Here is a 19,521-nt window from a genome sequence, read left to right as displayed (position 1 = left end):
CACAAACGAGGCAGACTGGGGAGCATGATGTCCGAAGAGAGCGCTGAGAACCCGTCCGGCTTCACACTCTGGGCCGTCTGGCGACGGAATCCCGATGTTCCCGTGACGGAGAGCGAGTCGACGGAGCTCGAGACGATCGTCGCGTACATCGAGGACTCCGGGGTGACCGTTCGCGGCTTCTACGACGTCTCCGGACTCAAGGCTGACGCCGATCTCATGGTGTGGCTGCACGGCGACACCGCGGAAGAGCTGCAGAAGGCCCTTCGACGCCTGCGTCGCACCGAGCTCCTGCGTCCGCTCCTCCCGGTGTGGAACGTCATGGGCGTCCATCGCGATGCCGAGTTCAACCGCGCACACGTCCCCGGATTCCTGCGCGGTATCGAGCCCAAGGACTGGCTGTGCCTGTACCCCTTCGTGCGCACGCCCGAGTGGTACCTCGCTCCGGAGGAGGAGCGGCGCACGATGCTGGCCGACCACGGACGCCGGGGTGCGGCGTTCACCGGCGTCCTCGCCAACACGGTCGCGTCCTTCGCGCTCGGCGACTACGAGTGGCTGCTGCCGCTCGAGGCCGATGAGCTCACCGACCTGGTCGACCTCATGCGGGACCTGCGCTACACGGACGCGCGGATGTACGTGAAGGAGGAGGTGCCCTTCTACACGGGGCGCAGGCTCCGGTTCGACGAGATCGCGGACGTCCTCCAGTAAGCGCCATGAGCACCCCCATCCGTCTGGGAACCCGTCGCAGCGCGCTCGCGCAGGCGCAGTCGGGCCATGTCGCGACCGCGCTCGAGAAGCTCTCCGGTCGCCCTGTCGAACTCGTCCCGATCACCAGCGAGGGCGACACGAACCGTGCCTCCCTGTCCGAGATCGGTGGCCAGGGCATCTTCGCCACGCGATTGCGCGAGGCGCTGCTCGCGGGGGAGTGCGACTTCCTCGTCCACTCGCTCAAGGACCTGCCGACGGCAGTCCCCGAGGGGCTCGTGATCGCCGCGACGCCGAAACGAGAGGATCCGCGAGACGTGGTCCTCACCCGCGACGGCGTCCCGCTCCACGAGCTGCGTTCCGGCAGCACGGTCGGCACCGGTTCTCCGCGGCGCATCGCCCAGGTCCACCGGCGCGCGCCGCGTGCGGAGGTCGTCGACATCCGGGGGAACGTGGATTCACGTCTCGCGCGGGTCGTCTCGGGCGAGCTGGATGCCGTGATCCTCGCTGCGGCAGGGCTGTCGCGGCTCGATGCGAGGACTCCCCTCCAGCGCGAGGAGCTCGGGCTCGCCGAGTGGCCGACCGCTCCGGGGCAGGGTTCGCTCGCGGTGGAGACCCGTGCGGACGCGCCCCGGGAGCTGCTCGACGCCCTCGCCGGTCTCGATGACAGGGACACCCGGCTGGCCATCACGGTGGAGCGCGCGATCCTGCAAGGACTCGATGCGGGATGCCAGGCGCCGATGGCCGCGCACGCCGTCGTCGACGGCTCGTCGATCCGTGTCAGAACGGTGGTCTACGCGACGGACGGTGGGCGCCGGATCGGCCTCGACGTCACCGAAGACCTGAACGGGGAGTATATTCGTCGGAACGGCAGTGGCAATGGAGCGGATGCTGCCGATGGTGCAGACCCGATGCACGCAGCGCGCGAGCTCGGGTTCACTGTTGCCCGTCGGCTGCTCGATCAAGGGGCGGCCGGCCTCGTATCCCGAGAGCAATCCTCATGACCACTTCCGAAGAAATCAAGCAGGACCGACCGCTGGACGGCTGGCGCATTCTGGTGCCCCGTGGCGGGCCGTGGGGCGACAGCGTCGCCGCGAGCCTTCGGGCGCTGGGCGCCGTCCCCGTCGTGGCGCCGCTGATCAACTTCGCCCCGACCACCGACCAGGCGACGCTCGACACCGCGCTCGCGCAGCTCGCCGCCGGAGAGTTCGACTGGCTCACGATCACCAGTGCGACGACCGTGGACGTCCTCTTCGCCCATCGGGCGATCGTGCCGCGATCGACCAAGATCGCCGCGGTCGGTGAGACGACGGCCGCTGCTCTGCAGGCCGTCGGCTACGAGGTCGCGCTCGTCCCCGAGCAGGACAACTCCGCCGAAGGGATGGCGCGGCAGCTCATCGGACTCGAGAAGGAACCGCGCCGCATCCTCGCCCTGCGCAGCGAGATCGCCAAGCCGGTGCTCAGTCGTCTGCTCTCCGAGGCGGGGCACGATGTCCACGGTGTCGTCGCGTACCGGACGGTCGGCGTCCCGGTGACGGAGCGCATCCGCCGCGATGTCGAGAACGGCCGCATCAACGCGATCCTCGTCACCAGCGGCTCGGTCGCCCAGCAGGTGCGCGAGCAGTTCCCGGAGATCCCGGATGAGACGCTGCTCGCCGCGATCGGCCCACGGACGGCGAGGGATGCCCAGCTCGCAGGACTGCCCGTGTCGGTGGTCGCCGACCGGCAGACGATCGACGCACTGATCGACGCCGTCTCGCACTTCACCCTTCCGCACGCGGCCGACGAGTTCGCACCGTGAGCTACCCCGATGTTCGCCTGAGGCGGTTGCGCCGGTCTCGGGCCGTGCGCGACCTCGTGCGCGAGACCTCGCTGGAGCCGCGGCAGCTCGTGCTCCCGCTGTTCGTCCGCGAAGGACTCACCGAACCGGTGCAGATCGGCTCGATGCCCGGTGTCGCGCAGCACTCGATCGATTCCTTGCGTGCGGCGGCGGTGGAGGCGGCGGAGGCGGGTGTCGGCGGTGTGATGCTCTTCGGCGTCCCGGAGGTCCGCGACGCCCGCGGCTCCGGTGCCGACGACCCGCACGGCATCCTCAACCTCGCCACGGCGGCGCTCGCGGCCGAGGTCGGCGACGCACTCGTGGTCCAGACGGACCTCTGCCTCGACGAGTTCACCGACCACGGTCACTGCGGCGTGCTCGCGGCCGACGGCTCGGTCGACAACGACGCGACGCTGGAGCGGTACACCTCGATGGCGCTCGCACAGGCGCGGGCGGGGTCGCAGCTCCTCGGGCTCTCCGGCATGATGGACGGCCAGGTCGCGGTGATCCGCGCTGCCCTGGATGCCGAGGGCTTCACCGACACGCTTCTCCTCGCCTACGCCGCGAAGTACGCGAGCGCCTTCTACGGACCGTTCCGTGAAGCCGTCGACTCGCAGCTGCAGGGTGACCGGCGCACGTACCAGCTCGACCCCGGCAACCGCCGCGAGGGCGTGCGTGAGGCCGTCGTCGATGAGGCCGAGGGCGCCGACATCGTGATGGTGAAGCCGGCGATGGCGTTCCTCGACGTGCTGCGGGAGGTGCGTGACACCGTGAGCGTTCCGGTTTGGGCGTACCAGGTCTCCGGCGAGTACGCGATGATCGAGGCCGCCGGCGCGAACGGCTGGATCGACCGGCGGGCCGCCGTGCTCGAATCCCTGCTCTCGATCCGACGGGCGGGCGCGGATGCGGTGCTGACCTATTGGGCGACCGAGGCTGCGGGCTGGCTGCGCGACTGACGTCTTCGGAGACCGTGCACGACGGTTAGCCTGGAAGGGATGCCGGGACGGCTCCGTGCATCGCAAGGAGCTTTCATGACCGACCGCAATGACGACCTGTTCTCCGCTGCCAGGGCGGTGATCCCCGGCGGCGTGAACTCGCCGGTGCGCGCCTACGGTTCGGTCGGGGGGACACCGCGTTTCCTGGCGTCGGCCACGGGCGCCACGGTGACGGATGCGGCGGGGCGCGAGTACGTCGACCTGGTGGCCTCGTGGGGGCCCGCGCTCCTCGGACACGCGCACCCGGAAGTCGTCGCGGCGGTGCAGGAGGCCGCGACCCGCGGACTGTCGTTCGGTGCTCCGACCGAGGGCGAGGTGGAACTCGCGGCGTTGATCGCCGACCGGGTCCGCTTCGGTGAGATCCGCCCGATCGAGCGCGTTCGACTGGTGTCCACCGGGACCGAGGCCACGATGACAGCGATCCGTCTCGCGCGCGGAGCCACCGGCCGCGACTTGCTCGTGAAGTTCGCCGGGCACTATCACGGCCACTCGGACGGTCTTCTCGCAGAAGCGGGTTCCGGTGTCGCGACCCTGGCGCTCCCCGGATCGGCAGGGGTACCGGCTCCCATCGCTGCGCAGACGCTCGTGATCGGGTACAACGACCCCGAGGCGCTGGCCGCGGTGTTCGCCGAGCACGGACAGCGGATCGCGGCCGTGATCGTCGAGGCGTCGGCCGCGAACATGGGCGTCGTCCCGCCGTTGCCGGGATTCAACCGTCTGATCGCCGAGACCGCGCACGCGCACGGTGCGCTGATGATCCTCGACGAGGTGCTCACCGGGTTCCGCGTGCACCCCGCAGGCTTCTGGGGACTGCAGGCCTCGGAGGGCGAGGACTACCTGCCCGACATCGTCACCTTCGGCAAGGTCGTCGGCGGGGGGATGCCGCTGGCCGCGCTCGGTGGGCGGGCCGAGGTCATGGACCTGCTGGCTCCCTTGGGGCCGGTGTATCAGGCGGGGACGCTCTCGGGGAATCCGCTGTCGGTCGCGGCGGGCCTCGCGACGTTGCGGCTCGCGACGCCCGAGGTCTATGCAACCATCGATGCCGCCTCCGCTCGGCTCTCCGCGGCGCTGGACGCCGCGCTCACATCTGCCGGGGTCACTCACGCGGTCGCGCGGGCGGGCAACCTGTTCAGCGCCTCGTTCCGCGCTTCCGTGCCGCGGAACTACGCCGAGGCCCAGGCGCAGGAGTCGTTCCGCTATGCGCCGTTCTTCCACACGCTGCGGGAGCAGGGCGTGGCCCTGCCGCCGAGTGTCTTCGAGGCCTGGTTCCTGACCGCCGCGCACGGCGACGAGGAGCTCCGGCTCATCGAAGCGGCGCTGCCGGCTGCCGCGGAGGCCGCGGCGGCGGCTCGCCCGTAGCGCGCCGGGGAATGGTGTGACCCCACAAGGGATCGTTGCGTTCCTGTGAGCAACTTCCAGACAACTGGCAGGGCGGCGCTGGCAGACTAAGTGTCATGGTGACGTTGCTGCTGGACCAGACGCAACTCGAAGTCGTGCTCTCGCCGCTGGAACGAGCCGCGACATTCCACCGCGAGAACCTCCGGATCGTGCGCGACACCATCACCAAGGTCCAGCTGACCGACGACGCGTGGACCTGGCTGCGAGGGGTGCCGAATCCCGGCACGCACATCCCCGGCGTCCTGGCCGCCGGAAGCTGGAAGGCCGCGGGCAGCCTCGACTTCGTGCTCATCCGCCGCCGTCGCCCGAGCGTCGTCATCGACCTCGAGGGCGACGATCAGTACCGCCGCCTGATCCTCACGACCCGGCACGGCCTCGCGCTCACACAGGCGCTCCGACTCGACGTGTCCTCGGAGCCCGCGAACGTCGAGGAGATCGTCGCCACGGCGCCGACCCCCGTGACGAAGGGGAGCCGCCGACCGGTCATCCGCCCCCGGCCCGCCTGAGCACAGGGCGACCGACGCGCGAATCCGCGCCCCACGACAGGGAACGCCCTCCGCAGCCGTCAGGCTGGGAGGGCGTTCTGCTGCATGAGCGGGCGGGTCACCCGTGGTGGGTCTCGCCGTGATGGTTCTGGCCGTCGTGGTTCTCGCCGTCGTGATCCTGGCCGTCGGTGGCCTCGGCGTCGCCGGATTCCTCGAGGCTCGATTCCTCGGACTCGGACTCGGACTCGGCCAGCGGAACGGTGTCGATCACGCCGGTGGAGGCGACGCTCCAGTGGGCACCGTCCTGGACGGGGGCATCGTCGGTGGCCTCGGCGTCCTGCCCCAGCGGGTAGTCCTTCGGCTCGTCCTCGTAGTACGCGCGTGCGGCCGCGGCGAGCATCGAGCTGACGGCTGCCGACCGCGGATCGGCGTCCTCCTCGGTCTCGGCAGTGTCCTCGCCGCCGTCGACGTCCGCGGCGGTGTCGAGGTCGGCGAAGATCTCGACACCGGCGGGGGCATCATCCTCCGCTGCGTCGTCCTCGTGGGCGTCGGCGCCGTCCGTGCTGACGATCTGCTCGTCTCCGGCAGTATCGTCTCCGGCGGTGTCGTCTCCGGCGGTGTCGTCTCCGGCGGTGTCGTCCGCGACGGTGTCGTCTGTGGCGGTGCCGTCGTGCTCAGAGGTCTGTGCGGGAGTGTCCGTCTCGGGGTCGTCACTCGTCGTGAAGACCTCGGCGACGTCGTGCCGCGGCGATTCCCGGTCAGCCGTGGCCGCGGGGGAGGCGACGGGGGCTGCCGCGCCGAACAGGATCTCGTCGAATGACCGCGCCGGGGGCTCCTCGGCCTGGTCGGTCTCGTCGTCCCGGCTCGTGTCGCCGTGGTCCTCGTCGCCGTGACGATCTTCGGGGTCTTCGTGGGGGAGCGGTTCGTCCGCCTCGTATCCGGGTGCAGCGACGGGAGCGGCATCCACCGGCGTCTCGTCGTCCGCCTCGGGGGTGAACAGCTCGGAGACGCCATCGTTCGAATCCTCGTCGGCGGTCGCCGACGCGGAAGCCGCTGCGGCCAGGTCATCACCAACGGCTTCACCGGCGGGTGCGGCGGCGGCCTCGGCGGCCCAGGCCGCGGCGGCGGCTACCGGGATGGCGACCGTGGACTCGGCGTCAGCGGCGTCGGTGGCAGCGGCGTCGGGCGCGGCGGCGAGCACCGGCGCGTCGAGCGGCGGCGTGTTCGTGTCTGCGCGGGGCGCGAGTCGGCCGCCGCGCATGAGGTCGATGAAGACGTCTTCCAGGGTCGGACCGCGCTGCACGAGCGTGCTCAGGGCGATTCCGGCCTCCGCGGCGACAGCTCCGACGGTCCCGGCGTCGCCGCCGCGCACGGTCAGGCCGGAGCGCAGGACCTCGATGTCGAATCCTGCCGCGTCGAGCGCGACACGAAGCGCACCACGATCCGCGGCATCCACGATGACGGAGCCGCCTTGCGGGTCGGCGAGCGTCTCGATACCGCTCGCCAGCACCAACCGGCCCTTCGAGAGGACCAGGACGTTGTCGGCGACCTGCTCCACCTCGCTGAGGACGTGCGAGGACACGAGTACCGTGCGTCCTTCGTCGGCGAGGCGGCGCATCAGCAGTCGCATCCAGCGGATGCCCTCGGGGTCGAGCCCGTTGGCCGGCTCATCGAAGACGAGCGCACCCGGGTCGCCGAGAAGGGCGTGCGCGACGCTCAGCCTCTGACGCATGCCGAGCGAGAAGCCGCCGATCCGGGAGTCGCCTTCGGAGTCCAAGCCGACGAGGGACAGAACCTCTCCGACGCGGGCCAGCGGGATGCCGTTCGCCTTGGCGGCGATCGTCAGCTGACGTTCGGCGGTGCGCCGAGGACGATAGACGGTCTCTTCCAGGACGGCACCGATGGTGCGCAGCGGCTGGCGGAGCTCCGCGTAGGCCGTCCCGCCGATCGTGGCCGTTCCGGAGGTGGCGCGCACCTGACCGAGGAGGATTCGCAGGGTGGTGGTCTTGCCGGCTCCGTTCGGGCCGAGGAAGGCGGTGACGGCGCCGGGCTCGACGCGCGCGGAGAAGTCCGAGACGGCGGTCACCTCATTGAAGCGCTTCGTCACGTGCGTGAACTCCAGCACCTGTCCTTCAGGCATCCGTGACCTCTCGTCGCAGTGAACAGTTCCTCCCTATCCTGCCGGAAAAGCCTGTCGGATCCCGCATTTCGCGCGGATTCTCCGCCCTCGGCGAAGCGGTAACCTGGCACGCGTGACCGAATCCCAGGCTGCATCCCGTGTCCTCATCCGCACCGAAGGAGCACTCGGGCGGCTCACCCTCAATCGTCCGGAGGCGATCAACGCGCTCGACGAGGGGATGATCGAGACGCTCACCGAGGCGCTCGACGCCTGGCGCGACGACACCGACGTGCAGATCGTGCTGATCGACGGGGCGGGGGAACGTGGCATGTGCGCCGGCGGAGACGTGCGTGCGCTGCACGCGCAGATCGTCGCCGGGGAGTCCGAGCGCACCGCCGAGTTCTTCCGCGCGGAGTATGCGTTGAACGCGATGATAGCGGAGTATCCGAAGCCGGTCGTGGCGTTCGCCGACGGCATCACGATGGGCGGGGGGATCGGCCTGGCTGGTCATTCGGCGATCCGCATCGTCACGGAGCGGTCGAAGCTGGCGATGCCCGAGACCCGGATCGGGTTCACGCCCGATGTCGGCGGCACCTGGCTGCTCGGACGAGCGCCCGGCCGATTCGGGGAGTATTTCGGACTGACCGGCGCGACGATGAGCGGAGCGGATGCCGTCTACCTGGGGTTCGCCGACCACTTCGTGCCGTCCGATCGTCTGGACGCGCTGCGGGAGGCCCTGGCGTTCCGTGCGGATCCGACCGGCCCGAGCGAGATCGTCCTGCTCTTCGACGAGACGCCGGAGCCCACGCAGCTGCCCGCATCGAAGGCGTGGGTCGACGAAGCGTTCTCGGCCGCGACCGTGAGCGAGATCATCGACCGCTTGGAGGCGCAGGGCACCACGGAGGCCGCCGCCACGGCTGAGCTCTTGGCGGGCCTCGCCCCCACCGGCCTCACCGTCACGCTCGATGCCGTGCGCGAAGCGCGCGAGCTCCCGGGGTTGCGGGCTGCCCTCGAGGGCGAGTACCGGCGGGTGCTGTGGTTCGTCAACGAGCACCCGGACCTCGTCGAGGGTATCCGCGCGCAGCTCGTCGACAAGGACCGCAACCCGAAGTGGGACCCGCCGACGCTGGCCGAGCTCGCCCCGGATGCGGGTGCCCCGGCGCGGGGGTACGTGCCCCGGCCGCCGCTGTTCTGACGCTCCGGGGTGTGCGGGGCCGCCGGGAGTGTGCCCGCGTGCGGTGCACACCCGTCGGGAGCGTGCCCGCTTGTCGGACGGTTTCGGCCGTTTCCAGTCGGTTCGGCCCGGAACTCCCGACAGGCGGGCAGGGAGTCCCCGACAGGTGGGCCGGGCCGGAGCGGGATCGGGCTACTCCGGGGCGTCCTCTGGCGTCGTCCGCGACTGCCAGATCGTCCGCAGCACATCGACGATGTCGTCGAGCTCGGCGCCGAGGGGGTCGGCCTCGTCGACCAGGTCGCGGAGGCGGCGGATCACCGAGGCCGGGAGGACCCCGGCCGACTCGGAGACACGCGTGCCGGCGGCGGTGCGCGAAATCACCAGTCCGTCCGCCTCGAGCATCTTGTATGCGCGTGCGGCGGTGCCGGGAGCGACGCCCAGATCGCTCGCCGTCTGGCGGACGGTCGGCAGTCGTTCGCCGGCACCGAGCTGGCCCGAGACGATGAGGCCGCGCAACTGCCGGTAGATGTCGAGCGCAGGATTGGTCTCATCTGCCGCCGAGAGCTTCGGATTCGGGCTCATCACACGGCCTCGCTGTCGGCGGGGCTCTCGGCCTCGGTGCCCGTACGCGCGCCGTGATCGCGCGGGTACAGCTGCGCGATCACCAGGAAGAGGAGCACGAAGGCGGCGATCTCCAGCAACGGTGCCAGACCGCCTCCGACACCTGCGATCTCGCCGTATCGCCAGAATGCCGTGTAGGAGTCCGAGCCGCCGTCGCGCTGGACGGTCAGACCGACGACCGATCCGGCATCGGCGATGAACCGCCACGCCCCCGCAAGGGAGAGGAGGAGTGCCGACGTCGCCGTCCGGGTGATCGCCGTCGCGACATCGCGGCGTTCCCGCTGCTCTGCGGCCACCGTCTCCGGGCGCAGGAACGGGCGGACGGCGCTCGCGTGGAGCGCGGCCACAATGACTGCCAGGAGGACCGCGGTGCAGATCAGCACGGGGATGCCGTACGCCCAGCCGTAGAACCAGGGTCGGAGCGGGTCGATCGGCTCGTTGTTGATCTCGATCTCGAGGAAGACATAGGGACCCCCGTTGATGTTCGACGAAGCGAGACCGGCCAGGACCGTGGTCGCCGTGAGAGCAAGCACTGCGAGGGCGGCTCCCGCCGTTCCTGCGCGCGGACTGAAGGTCAGCCACGTGCGGCGGGGAACGGCGACCGGTCGTTCCGGGGGTGTGCTCCCGAGGGTCGCGACGATCGCGAGCAGGAGTCCGATGCCGACGGACGCCGTGAACACCGGCATCGCGTACCGCCACCAGGAGATGACGCCGTTGAGATCGAGCACGTATCCGGAGATCAGATTGTCGGCGAGGAAGACGACGACCACTCCGATCGCCGTCAGACCGATCGTGCGGTGCTCTCGCGAGTAGCGGGCGACGACGCCGCCGGCTGTGGCCGCCCCGAGCCGCATCCGGCTCTCCCTCTGCGCGCGCCTTCCGGGGAACACGCAGATGCCGCACGCGATGACCGCCGCGACGACCAGAGAGACCCACGGCATCGTGAAGAGCGCGCCGAGCATCTGCCAGCCATCCAGGCGCCACAGAGCGGAGGCGAGCGGGGAGGTGAAAAGGTCAGGCATGCGCAGTCCGTTCTCTTTGTACTGCATGTCTATCACAAGTTGTATCAGTGCGTAAATACAAGCTCGGACCGAACCGCTGATCGTACGGGAAACCGGTTCGCTGTCAGCGAAGGTCCGTCCAAAGGGGGATACGAATGTCCGCGGATCGTGGCACTCTGTCTTGTGGCCGGTTGTCGGTCGGCATCCGTCTGCCGAGAAACCCGCCGCTTCATCCTTCCTAGAAAGTCCGCCTGTGCTGGGAAAAATCCTCTTTCGCTATCTCTCTCGATACCGGTGGCTGTTGCTCGCGGTGCTGGTCTTCCAGCTCGCCAGCGTGGCAGCGACCCTCTACCTCCCGCGCCTGAACGCCGACATCATCGACAAGGGCGTCGCCCGCGGTGACACCGCCTACATCTGGGGCACCGGCCTGTTCATGCTCACGGTCTCGTTGGGGCAGATCATCGCCTCGGTCACCGCGACCTACTTCGCCGCGCGCGCCGCGATGGGTGCCGGACGCGACATCCGTTCCGACGTGTTCGGCAAGGTCAGCGGTTTCTCCGAGCGCGAGGTCTCCCAGTTCGGTGCCGGCTCGCTCATCACCCGCAACACGAACGACGTGCAGCAGGTGCAGATGCTCGCCATGATGGGCGCGACCATGCTCGTCACGGCGCCGCTGCTCGCGATCGGCGGCATCATCTTCGCCGTGCAGACCAATGTCGGCCTCAGCTGGCTCATCGCGGTCTCCGTGCCGCTGCTGCTGATCCTCGCCGCACTCGTGATCGGTCGCATGGTCCCGCTGTTCCGCAGCTACCAGGGCAAGCTCGACAACGTGAACCGCATCATGCGGGAGCAGCTCACCGGTGTCCGCGTCGTCCGTGCGTTCGTGCGCGAGGGCATCGAAGAGGAGCGCTTCCGCGGGGCCAACACCGACATCATGGTCGTCGGTCGCAAGGTCGGCTCGTTGTTCGTGCTGCTCTTCCCCCTGTTCATGCTCATCCTCAACGTCACCGTCGTCTCGGTCATCTGGTTCGGCGGCATCGAGGTGAACAACGGCACGGTGCAGGTCGGCACGCTGTTCGCCTTCATGCAGTACATCGGCCAGATCATGGGCGGCGTGATCATGGCGAGCTTCATGGCGATGATGATCCCTCGCGCGGCGGTCTCGGCCGAGCGCATCGGCGAGGTGCTCGACTCCGAATCCACGCTGATCCGTCCCGAGAACGGCGTCACCGAGTTCCCGGTACCGGGATCCCTGGCGTTCGACGACGTCGAGTTCACCTACCCCGGAGCCGATTCGCCGGTCCTCACCAGCATCAGTTTCGCGGCGCAGCCGGGCGAGACCGTTGCGATCGTCGGTTCGACCGGATCGGGCAAGACGACGCTCGTGTCGCTCATCCCGCGCCTCTTCGACGTCTCGGGCGGCGCGGTGCATGTCGGCGGCACAGACGTGCGCGAGGCCGACGTCGAGGCGCTGTGGGATAGCATCGGCCTGGTGCCGCAGCGTCCTTTCCTCTTCACCGGAACCGTCGCATCGAACCTGCGCTACGGGCGTGAAGATGCGACCGACGAAGAACTCTGGCATGCGCTCGACATCGCGCAGGGTCGCGACTTCGTCGAGGAGATGCCGGACGGACTCGATTCGCGGATCGCGCAGGGTGGTACGAACGTCTCGGGCGGTCAGCGCCAGCGTCTCGCGATCGCGCGTGCGATCGTGCACCAGCCGCAGATCCTCGTCTTCGACGACTCGTTCTCGGCGCTCGATCTGACCACCGATGCCCGGCTCCGCCAGGCGTTGTGGAGGGAGCTCCCGCATGTGACGAAGATCGTGGTCGCCCAGCGCATCTCCACCATCACGGACGCCGACCGCATCGTCGTCCTCGACGGCGGCACGATGGTGGGCGTCGGCACGCACGAGGAACTGCTCGAGACGAGCGAGACCTACCGCGAGATCGTCGAGTCGCAGCTGGGGGTGGACGCATGAGCGAGCAGAACAAGGAACAGGGCAAGCCCACGCGTAGCCGCCGTAAGGCCACGGCTCCCGTGGCCGAGGTCGAACTGACGGCGGAGGAGAAGTACGAGGCCGAGCTCGCGGAGCAGGCCCGACAGAACTCCGGCGACTGGGACAGCGTCGCGCCGGGCAAGGCCGACAACTTCGGGCCGAGCTTCGCGCGCATGATCGGGTTGCTGAAGCCCTCGGCACTCTGGTTCGTCTTCGTGTCGATCCTGGGTGCGCTGGGCGTCGTGCTGACGGTCGCCGCGCCCAAGGTGCTCGCCGAGGCGACGAACCTCGTCTACAAGGGGTTCATCTCCATCCAACTCGGGCAGCCGAACGGCGACTCCCCGGGGTTCCCGGCAGGAACATCGCAGGACGTCGTGGTCGAGGCGCTGCGAGGCGCGGGTCAGGACGACTTCGCGAATCAGGTCGGTGCGCTGGGTGACTTCACCGTCGGTCAGGGTGTCGACTTCGGCGCGCTGCGCCTGGTCATCGCCGCTGTCCTCGCCATCTATGTCGCCGCGGCGTTCCTCACCTGGATCCAGGGGTACGTCATCAACGTGATCATGGTGCGCACCATGTGGCGTCTGCGCGAGGCGGTCGAGGCGAAGATCAACCGTCTGCCCCTGTCGTACTTCGACAAGGTGCAGCGCGGTGAGCTGATCTCGCGCGTCACGAACGACATCGACAACATCACCCAGACGATGCAGCAATCGCTGTCCGGTGCGCTCACCTCCGTGCTCACCGTGATCGGCGTGCTCGTGATGATGTTCTCGATCTCCTGGCAGCTCGCGCTCGTCGCCCTCATCACGCTGCCGCTGATGGGTGTGATCTTCGGCATCATCGGTCCGCGCTCGCAGAAGGCCTTCGGCACGCAGTGGCGCAAGGTCGGACGGCTCAACGCCCGCGTCGAGGAGGCGTTCTCCGGCCACGCGCTGGTGAAGGTCTTCGGACGTGAGAAAGACGCGCTCGACAAGTTCCAGGCCGAGAACGAAGAGCTGTTCCAGGCCAGCTTCAAGGCGCAGTTCCTGTCCGGCATCATCATGCCGGCGATGATGTTCGTCGGAAACCTCAGCTACGTGGGCATCGCGGTGCTCGGTGGTCTGATGGTCGCGAACGGACAGCTCCGTCTCGGCGATGTGCAGGCGTTCATCCAGTACTCGCAGCAGTTCACGCAGCCGCTCTCCGAGCTCGGCGGCATGGCTGCGGTGGTCCAGTCGGGTACGGCGTCGGCGGAGCGCGTGTTCCAGCTCCTCGATGCGGACGAGCAGGAGGCGGACGATGCCGATGCTCCGGAGCTCGTCGAGGGCAAGGGCGTCATCGAGTTCGAGAACGTCGCATTCTCGTACACGCCGGATCGTCCGCTGATCAAAGACCTGTCGTTCCGGGTGGAGCCGGGGCAGACCGTCGCGATCGTGGGGCCGACCGGAGCGGGGAAGACGACTCTGGTCAACCTGATCATGCGCTTCTACGAGCTCAGCGGCGGACGCATCATGCTCGACGGTCAGGACATCGCCGAGGTGACCCGGGATGAGCTGCGGTCGCGCACCGGCATGGTGCTGCAGGATCCGTGGCTGTTCGCGGGGAGCATCCGCGAGAACATCCGCTACGGCCGCTCCGCCGCGACCGACGACGAGGTCCTCGCCGCGGCGAAGGCGACCTACGTCGACCGCTTCGTCCACGCCCTCCCCGAGGGCTACGACACGGTGCTCGACGAGGATGCCGCGAACGTCTCCGCGGGCGAGCGTCAGCTCATCACCATCGCGCGCGCGTTCGTCGCACAGCCGTCGATCCTCATCCTCGATGAGGCCACGTCGGCCGTCGACACCCGCACCGAGTTGTTGCTGCAGCACGCGATGGCCGCCCTTCGCAAGGGACGTACGTCCTTCGTGATCGCGCACCGTCTGTCGACCATTCGCGATGCCGACCTCATCCTCGTGATGGAGCACGGCGACATCGTGGAGAAGGGCACGCACGACGAGCTGATCGCCGCGCAGGGAGCCTACTGGCGCCTGTACCAGTCGCAGTTCGAGCAGGCGGCCACAGACATCGACGCCGAAGAGGCCCTCACCGGCTCGACGCCCGTCGTGGTCACCGGTGACGCGGACGAGGAGAGCGTGCACGCGGCTGCGGCCGTCGCCGGCGCGTCGGTGGGGGCGCAGGTTCCTGCCGCCGAGACGGCTGCTGCCCAGGCGCTTCTCGAGGAAGGGGCCGACGGCTCCGCCTCTCGCGACTGAGCGGCATCACGCAGACGCCCCATCGTGCTCACGCGGGATGGGGCGTCGTGCTGTACTCGGCCGAGCGAAGTGTCAGGACCCGTCGTCTGTGATCCCGAGCAGTTCCAGGGGGTGGGTCAGGCGCCACCACGGGCTCGGCCCTTCGACGTCATCGGCCAGGACCAGGGGAACCGTCACGGTGTTGAGCGGTCCGGCCGCGGTCAAGGTGCCCACGGTGGCGTCCTCGTCCCGCTTTTCGCCGAGATCGAAGGCCGTGGTCGCAGTGGCGACAGCACCGTTCCACAGCACGACATCGGCATCGGATTCGGTGACCACGTCGACCTTCTCGCCCCAGTCCGTCGTGACCTGTCCGACGACCGTGCCCTTCGCGACCGCTGCCTCCTGTGCGTCCAGGGCGGCCTCCGCCTCGGCGAACAGCGAACGGGTGAGAGCGAGGCGCTCGTCGTCGCCCGCCTGATTCAGCGCCGCCGCGAACAGGTGCACCGTGGTGTCCCCGATCGTCAGGTCTTTCGCCGTCAGCAGGTTCCAGCCGACCAGCGTGCCGGTCTTGATGCCGACGACGCCCGGATCGGCGAGCATCCCGTTGGTGTTGACGACCGTGCCCGCACCCGGGAGGTCCACTGACCGGGTGCCGACGATCTCCGCGAACACGGGGTTCTGCATGGCCAGCTCGCCGAGCTTGATCAGCGCCGCGGGGGTCGCCACATTGCGCTCGTCGAACCCGGAGGGGGTGACCACCGTGATGTCGGTGAGCGCACGATCGCGCAGCCACACCTCGGCGGCGGCCGCGAACTCCTGGTCCGAGCCCCAGATCTCGGAGGCCAGCCGGTCGATGTAGTTGTTCGCCGACCCGAGGAGTGTGCCCTGGAGCATCTGGTACTCGGTGAGGACGCCGTCGACGGGGACATCCAGTGCGGACTGATCGCTGCGCCGGTAGTTCCAGTAGTCCACGCTGTCGCGGTAGCTGAAGCCGAACTCCGGCCCCTGCTCGCCGAGGGCGAGGGGCATGCGGTCGAGCACCATCAAGCTGCTCACGACCTTGGTGATGCTCGCGATGCTCACCGGATCGGTGATCGACGCCGCGGTGGTGAGCCCGGCGATGCCGACGGACGCGCTGCCCTCACTCGGCCAGGTGATCGTCGCGGCGGGAGCGGGAACCGTGTCGAACTCGACGGACTGCGCCGTCGGCGGAACCTCGTGCAGCGGCCAGAGCAACGTCGTGCCCGCATAGCCGGCGACCAGCGCGGTGAGCGCGACGAGCGGCACCAGGATTCCCGGGCGAGCGATGGCCGGCCGCAGGCGAGCCCCACGGAGGAGCCCGCCGTCCTGTTCGGTTTCCGGGGTCTGCTCGAACGTCGCCGTGGCCGTGTGCGCACCGACGGCGGCGGCATCGACCCAGGTCAGTGCGGTCGCGCCTGTCGTGCCGTCGGCCCACTGCACGGCCGCGCCGTCGACGAGCGCCTCGGCCTCATCGGGCTCCTGTGCCTCCTCACCCTCGCCGCGTCGGCGGGGGTGGAAGGGCGGCTTCGTGAGTGGCGGAGTCGCAGGACCGTCCGCCGGCTCCGGGTCGAGCACGGGCTCTGGATCGGACGCCGGCGCGGGGTCGTCTGACGAAGCCGTGCCGCGACGTCGTGCGGGCGTCCGGTCGACCGTGAACAGCGCGCCGATCGCGGCGGCGTCGACCGGGACAGCGGAGACGACGGAGGGATCCGACGGGGGCGTGTCGCCGGCGAAGAGTCGATCGGCGGCGAAGGGTGCGGCGCTCTCCGATGCGGGGGCGGCGGGGTCCGACGCGATCGCCAGGTCGTCCACCGGCCCGGAGGGGGCGGCCGTACGCGAGCCGTCGTCGCTGACGACGCCCGTCGCCTCGTCGGCGGGATCTGAAGCGGTCACTCGTTTACGGTACCCAATCCCCGGCGTGTTCCGCGGCGCGAAGCCCTGTCGCCACGCCGGTGTCGCCACCGGGTAAGATCATCAGCACAACCACGGGAGTCCGGCGAGCCGGGCTGAGAGGGAGCGAATCGCGCTTCGACCGTCGAACCTGATCTGGGTCATGCCAGCGCAGGGAGGAGTTCAGATGAGTACGTCCACGTCCGCATCCGCGAAGCAGGCATCCGCCGCGAACGGTCTGCGACCCACGTCGATCTGGCGCTGGCGCGTCGTCGACATCGTCGTCGCCGCCGTCCTCGGCGTCGCGATCGGCCTCGTCTTCTGGGGCTGGAACACCATCGGGTACGCCTGGTTCGGCGCCGCTGACGCCCTGACGCCGGGTCTCGGCGGCATCGCCGTCGGCATCTGGCTGCTCGGCGGCGTCGTCGGCGGCCTCGTGATCCGCAAGCCGGGCGCCGCGCTGGTGGTCGAGCTGGTCGCGGCGATCGTGTCGATGCTGATCGGCAACGTGTGGGGCGTCTCGACCGTACTGTCCGGCATCGTGCAGGGCCTCGGTGCGGAGATCATCTTCGCGCTCTTCTTCTATCGTCGTTTCGGCATCGTGGTCGCCGCGCTCGCGGGTGTCGGCGCAGCGGTCGCCGCCTGGGTGTTCGAGCTGTTCTACGGCAGCTCGCCGAACATCCTGAAGTCGCTCGAGTTCAACACCATCTATCTGGTCAGCGTCGTCATCTCGGGCGCGATCCTCGCGGGCGTGGTCGGGTGGCTGCTCGTGCGCGCCCTCGCCGTCACCGGCGCACTCAACCGCTTCGCCGTCGGGCGAGAGCACGTGCGCGAGGTCTGAGCGTGAGCTTCGCCGCCCCGGCCCGCGTGCAGGCTGCGGGCTGGGGCTGGCGGTATGCCGGTCGAAAGCGCCCCGCCGTCGCCGACGTCTCGTTCACGATCGAACCGGGCGAGCGGGTGCTGCTTCTCGGCGCATCGGGCGCGGGCAAGTCGACTCTGCTCGCCGGTCTCGCCGGCGTCCTGGGCGGCGATGACGAGGGGGAGCGCACCGGTGCCCTGCGCATCGACGGCGCGTCCCCGGAATCGCGGCACGGTCGTGTGGGGCTCGTCCTCCAGGACCCCGATGCCGGAATCGTGCTGTCGAAAGTCGGCGATGATGTGGCGTTCGGCTGCGAGAATCTCGGTGTCGCGGCATCCGAGATCCCGGACCGAGTCGCGGAGGCTCTCGACGCCGTGGGCCTCGACGTCTCGCCGCAGCGTCCCACGAAGGCGCTCTCGGGCGGCCAGAAGCAGCGACTGGTGCTGGCCGGCGTGCTCGCGATGCGTCCGGGCCTGCTGCTGCTCGACGAGCCGACCGCGAACCTCGACCCCGAGGGCGTGCGCGAGGTGCGGGCGAGCGTCGAGCGGGCCGTGGTCTCCTCGGGTGCGACACTGATCGTCGTCGAGCATCGCACGCCGGTCTGGGTCGATCTGATGACGCGTGTGATCGTGCTGGCGGCCGACGGCGGGCTGCTCGCGGACGGACCGCCCGAGCACGTGTTCGCGGTCCACGGCGATGTGCTCGCCGATGCGGGGGTGTGGGTGCCCGAGCGGGGCATCGACCTGCCCGTGCTGGAGCGGGTGACGGCAGCCGATGCGCTCTCCGCCTCCGGGCTCGCGATTGCGAGGGAAGCGGGCGTCGTCGTGCAGGCGGGACTCGACCTGCACGTACCGCGGGCGAACGCGACCGTGATCACCGGGCCCAACGGGGCGGGCAAATCGACCCTTGCGCTCACGCTCGCCGGACTCATCCCCGAAGAGGCAGGAGAGGTGCGGTCGGCACCCGAGTTGGCGGGGCGCAAAGGCACCCGCCCGATCCGGTGGACGTCGCGCGAGTTGCTCACGCGCATCGGCATGGTCTTCCAGGAGCCGGAGCACCAGTTCCTCACCCAGACGCTGCGTGACGAGCTCGCTGTCGGGCCGCGCGCGCTCGGCTGGGACCGTGCGAGGACGGACGCCGTGGTCGACGATCTCCTCGAGCGACTCGGCCTCGCGCCACTCGCGCTGGCCAACCCGTTCACGCTCTCCGGCGGCCAGAAGCGGCGGCTGTCCGTCGCGACAGCGTTGGCGGGTGCACCGGAAGTGATCGTGCTCGACGAGCCGACGTTCGGTCAGGACCGGCGTGGATGGATCTCCCTCGTCGCGCTCCTGCAGGAGGAGATCACGCGTGGACGGTCGATCATCGCGGTGACGCACGACGATGCCGTGGTCCGACATCTGGGTGGTCATCGCATCGAGTTGGGGGCGGCAGCGTGACGGCGATCGAGACCGCACGGCCGGTATGGCTCGACGGGGTGAACCCGGTGACGAAGCTGGTGCTCGCCGTGTTGCTGTCGGTGCCGTTGTTCGCGTCCATCGACATCACGAGCGCGCTGGCCGCGATCGTCCTGCAGCTGCTGTGCCTGCCGCTGACCGGACTGCGTCCCTCGACGGTCCTGAGGAGGCTGCTCCCGATCATGATCTTCGCGCCGATCGCCGGCGTGAGCATGCTGCTGTACGCCGAACCGGCCGGACGGATCTACTGGACCTTCGGGTTCGCGACGATCAGCGAGGACTCCATCACCCTCGCGATCGCGGTGAGCCTGCGCGTGGTCGCGCTCGGGCTGCCCACGATCCTGCTCTTCGGCGGCACCGACCCGACCGAACTCGCCGATGCGCTGGCCCAGGTCGCCAAGCTCCCGAGTCGCTTCGTGCTGGGCATCCTGGCCGGTACGCGGATGCTGGGCCTGTTCCTGGATGACTGGCGCACCATGAGCCTGGCTCGTCGTGCGCGCGGTGTGGGGGACCGGGGCGTGCTCCGACGGTTCTTTTCCATGGCCTTCGTGCTGCTCGTGTTCGCCGTGAGGCGCGGCTCCAAACTGGCGCTCGCGATGGAAGCGCGCGGATTCGGCTCGGACATCCCCCGCACCTGGTCGCGTCCGTCGCGGCTGCACCCGAGAGATGCGGTGGCGCTGGTCGGCGGCATCGCGATCATGGCGCTCGCGCTCGCCGCTGCTGTCGTCGTGGGGACGTTCCGCTTCGTGTGGAGCTAGGGTCTGTCGCGAACCG

At 69.5% G+C, this 19,521-nt stretch carries 16 protein-coding genes and 1 riboswitch; of the genes, 12 read left to right on the top strand and 4 right to left on the bottom strand.

Annotation, left to right across the window (positions count from 1 at the left end):
• Positions 1–24 precede the first annotated feature (24 nt).
• The 6 genes from hemQ to FGL91_RS02740 all read left to right on the top strand — a co-directional run bounded on the left by hemQ (position 25) and on the right by FGL91_RS02740 (position 5,420).
• Positions 25–705 carry a hydrogen peroxide-dependent heme synthase gene (gene hemQ, locus FGL91_RS02765; RefSeq protein WP_047520999.1) on the top strand — a complete coding sequence of 227 codons (681 nt, stop codon included), beginning with the start codon at positions 25–27 and terminating at the stop codon, positions 703–705.
• A gap of 5 nt (positions 706–710) precedes the next feature.
• A complete protein-coding gene (hemC, locus tag FGL91_RS02760; protein ID WP_153243004.1) occupies positions 711–1,706 on the top strand; it encodes a hydroxymethylbilane synthase in 996 nt (331 codons plus the stop codon).
• The gene (locus FGL91_RS02755) at positions 1,703–2,503 is read left to right on the top strand and encodes a uroporphyrinogen-III synthase (protein ID WP_047520995.1); all 801 of its coding nucleotides are present in this window, start codon (positions 1,703–1,705) and stop codon (positions 2,501–2,503) included. The genes hemC and FGL91_RS02755 overlap by 4 nt, the downstream gene beginning before the upstream one ends.
• Positions 2,500–3,477: a porphobilinogen synthase gene (gene hemB / locus FGL91_RS02750; RefSeq protein WP_153243003.1), complete on the top strand. Its 978-nt coding sequence runs from the start codon at positions 2,500–2,502 to the stop codon at positions 3,475–3,477. Before FGL91_RS02755 ends, hemB begins: the two co-directional genes overlap by 4 nt.
• A gap of 75 nt (positions 3,478–3,552) precedes the next feature.
• Entirely contained in the window at positions 3,553–4,875 is a 1,323-nt protein-coding gene (gene hemL / locus FGL91_RS02745) for a glutamate-1-semialdehyde 2,1-aminomutase (RefSeq protein ID WP_153243002.1), read from the top strand.
• Between the two features lie 95 nt (positions 4,876–4,970).
• Positions 4,971–5,420, top strand: coding sequence for a hypothetical protein (locus tag FGL91_RS02740; protein WP_131493338.1), 450 nt, complete (start codon positions 4,971–4,973; stop codon positions 5,418–5,420).
• Between the two features lie 97 nt (positions 5,421–5,517).
• Here the strand turns inward: FGL91_RS02740 and FGL91_RS19000 are convergent, their stop codons facing one another.
• Positions 5,518–7,539, bottom strand: coding sequence for an ATP-binding cassette domain-containing protein (locus tag FGL91_RS19000; RefSeq protein ID WP_227991826.1), 2,022 nt, complete (start codon positions 7,537–7,539; stop codon positions 5,518–5,520).
• A gap of 112 nt (positions 7,540–7,651) precedes the next feature.
• Here FGL91_RS19000 and FGL91_RS02730 point away from each other — a divergent pair, with 112 nt between their 5' ends.
• Entirely contained in the window at positions 7,652–8,713 is a 1,062-nt protein-coding gene (locus FGL91_RS02730; RefSeq protein WP_153243001.1) for an enoyl-CoA hydratase/isomerase family protein, read from the top strand.
• Positions 8,714–8,884: 171 nt separating this feature from the next.
• Here the strand turns inward: FGL91_RS02730 and FGL91_RS02725 are convergent, their stop codons facing one another.
• On the bottom strand, positions 8,885–9,274 hold the full coding sequence (locus FGL91_RS02725; protein ID WP_153243000.1) for a GntR family transcriptional regulator: 390 nt from the start codon (positions 9,272–9,274) through the stop codon (positions 8,885–8,887).
• A complete protein-coding gene (locus FGL91_RS02720; RefSeq protein ID WP_153242999.1) occupies positions 9,274–10,335 on the bottom strand; it encodes a hypothetical protein in 1,062 nt (353 codons plus the stop codon). Before FGL91_RS02720 ends, FGL91_RS02725 begins: the two co-directional genes overlap by 1 nt.
• A gap of 232 nt (positions 10,336–10,567) precedes the next feature.
• Here FGL91_RS02720 and FGL91_RS02715 point away from each other — a divergent pair, with 232 nt between their 5' ends.
• Both FGL91_RS02715 and FGL91_RS02710 read left to right on the top strand, forming a co-directional pair.
• Entirely contained in the window at positions 10,568–12,295 is a 1,728-nt protein-coding gene (locus tag FGL91_RS02715) for an ABC transporter ATP-binding protein (RefSeq protein ID WP_153242998.1), read from the top strand.
• Positions 12,292–14,544, top strand: coding sequence for an ABC transporter ATP-binding protein (locus FGL91_RS02710; protein ID WP_153242997.1), 2,253 nt, complete (start codon positions 12,292–12,294; stop codon positions 14,542–14,544). Before FGL91_RS02715 ends, FGL91_RS02710 begins: the two co-directional genes overlap by 4 nt.
• Before the next feature lie 72 nt (positions 14,545–14,616).
• Here the strand turns inward: FGL91_RS02710 and FGL91_RS02705 are convergent, their stop codons facing one another.
• Positions 14,617–16,437: a D-alanyl-D-alanine carboxypeptidase gene (locus FGL91_RS02705; RefSeq protein WP_153242996.1), complete on the bottom strand. Its 1,821-nt coding sequence runs from the start codon at positions 16,435–16,437 to the stop codon at positions 14,617–14,619.
• 82 nt (positions 16,438–16,519) lie between these two features.
• Positions 16,520–16,631, top strand: a riboswitch (TPP riboswitch).
• Between FGL91_RS02705 and FGL91_RS02700 the strand changes: the two genes are divergently transcribed.
• The 3 genes from FGL91_RS02700 (at position 16,622) to FGL91_RS02690 (ending at position 19,505) form a co-directional block, all read left to right on the top strand.
• Complete coding sequence (locus tag FGL91_RS02700; protein WP_227991824.1) at positions 16,622–17,275, top strand: ECF transporter S component; 654 nt, start codon at positions 16,622–16,624, stop codon at positions 17,273–17,275. It overlaps the preceding riboswitch by 10 nt.
• Positions 17,272–18,729 carry an ABC transporter ATP-binding protein gene (locus FGL91_RS02695; RefSeq protein WP_372492661.1) on the top strand — a complete coding sequence of 486 codons (1,458 nt, stop codon included), beginning with the start codon at positions 17,272–17,274 and terminating at the stop codon, positions 18,727–18,729. The genes FGL91_RS02700 and FGL91_RS02695 overlap by 4 nt, the downstream gene beginning before the upstream one ends.
• Positions 18,726–19,505: an energy-coupling factor transporter transmembrane component T family protein gene (locus FGL91_RS02690; protein WP_131493351.1), complete on the top strand. Its 780-nt coding sequence runs from the start codon at positions 18,726–18,728 to the stop codon at positions 19,503–19,505. Before FGL91_RS02695 ends, FGL91_RS02690 begins: the two co-directional genes overlap by 4 nt.
• Positions 19,506–19,521: the final 16 nt, after the last annotated feature.

This window comes from Microbacterium sp. CBA3102, from assembly GCF_007954505.1.
In the GTDB taxonomy this organism is placed as follows: domain Bacteria; phylum Actinomycetota; class Actinomycetes; order Actinomycetales; family Microbacteriaceae; genus Microbacterium; species Microbacterium aurugineum.
Note: the sequence above shows the minus strand (reverse complement) of the source record. Positions and strands in the feature narration are given on the sequence as shown.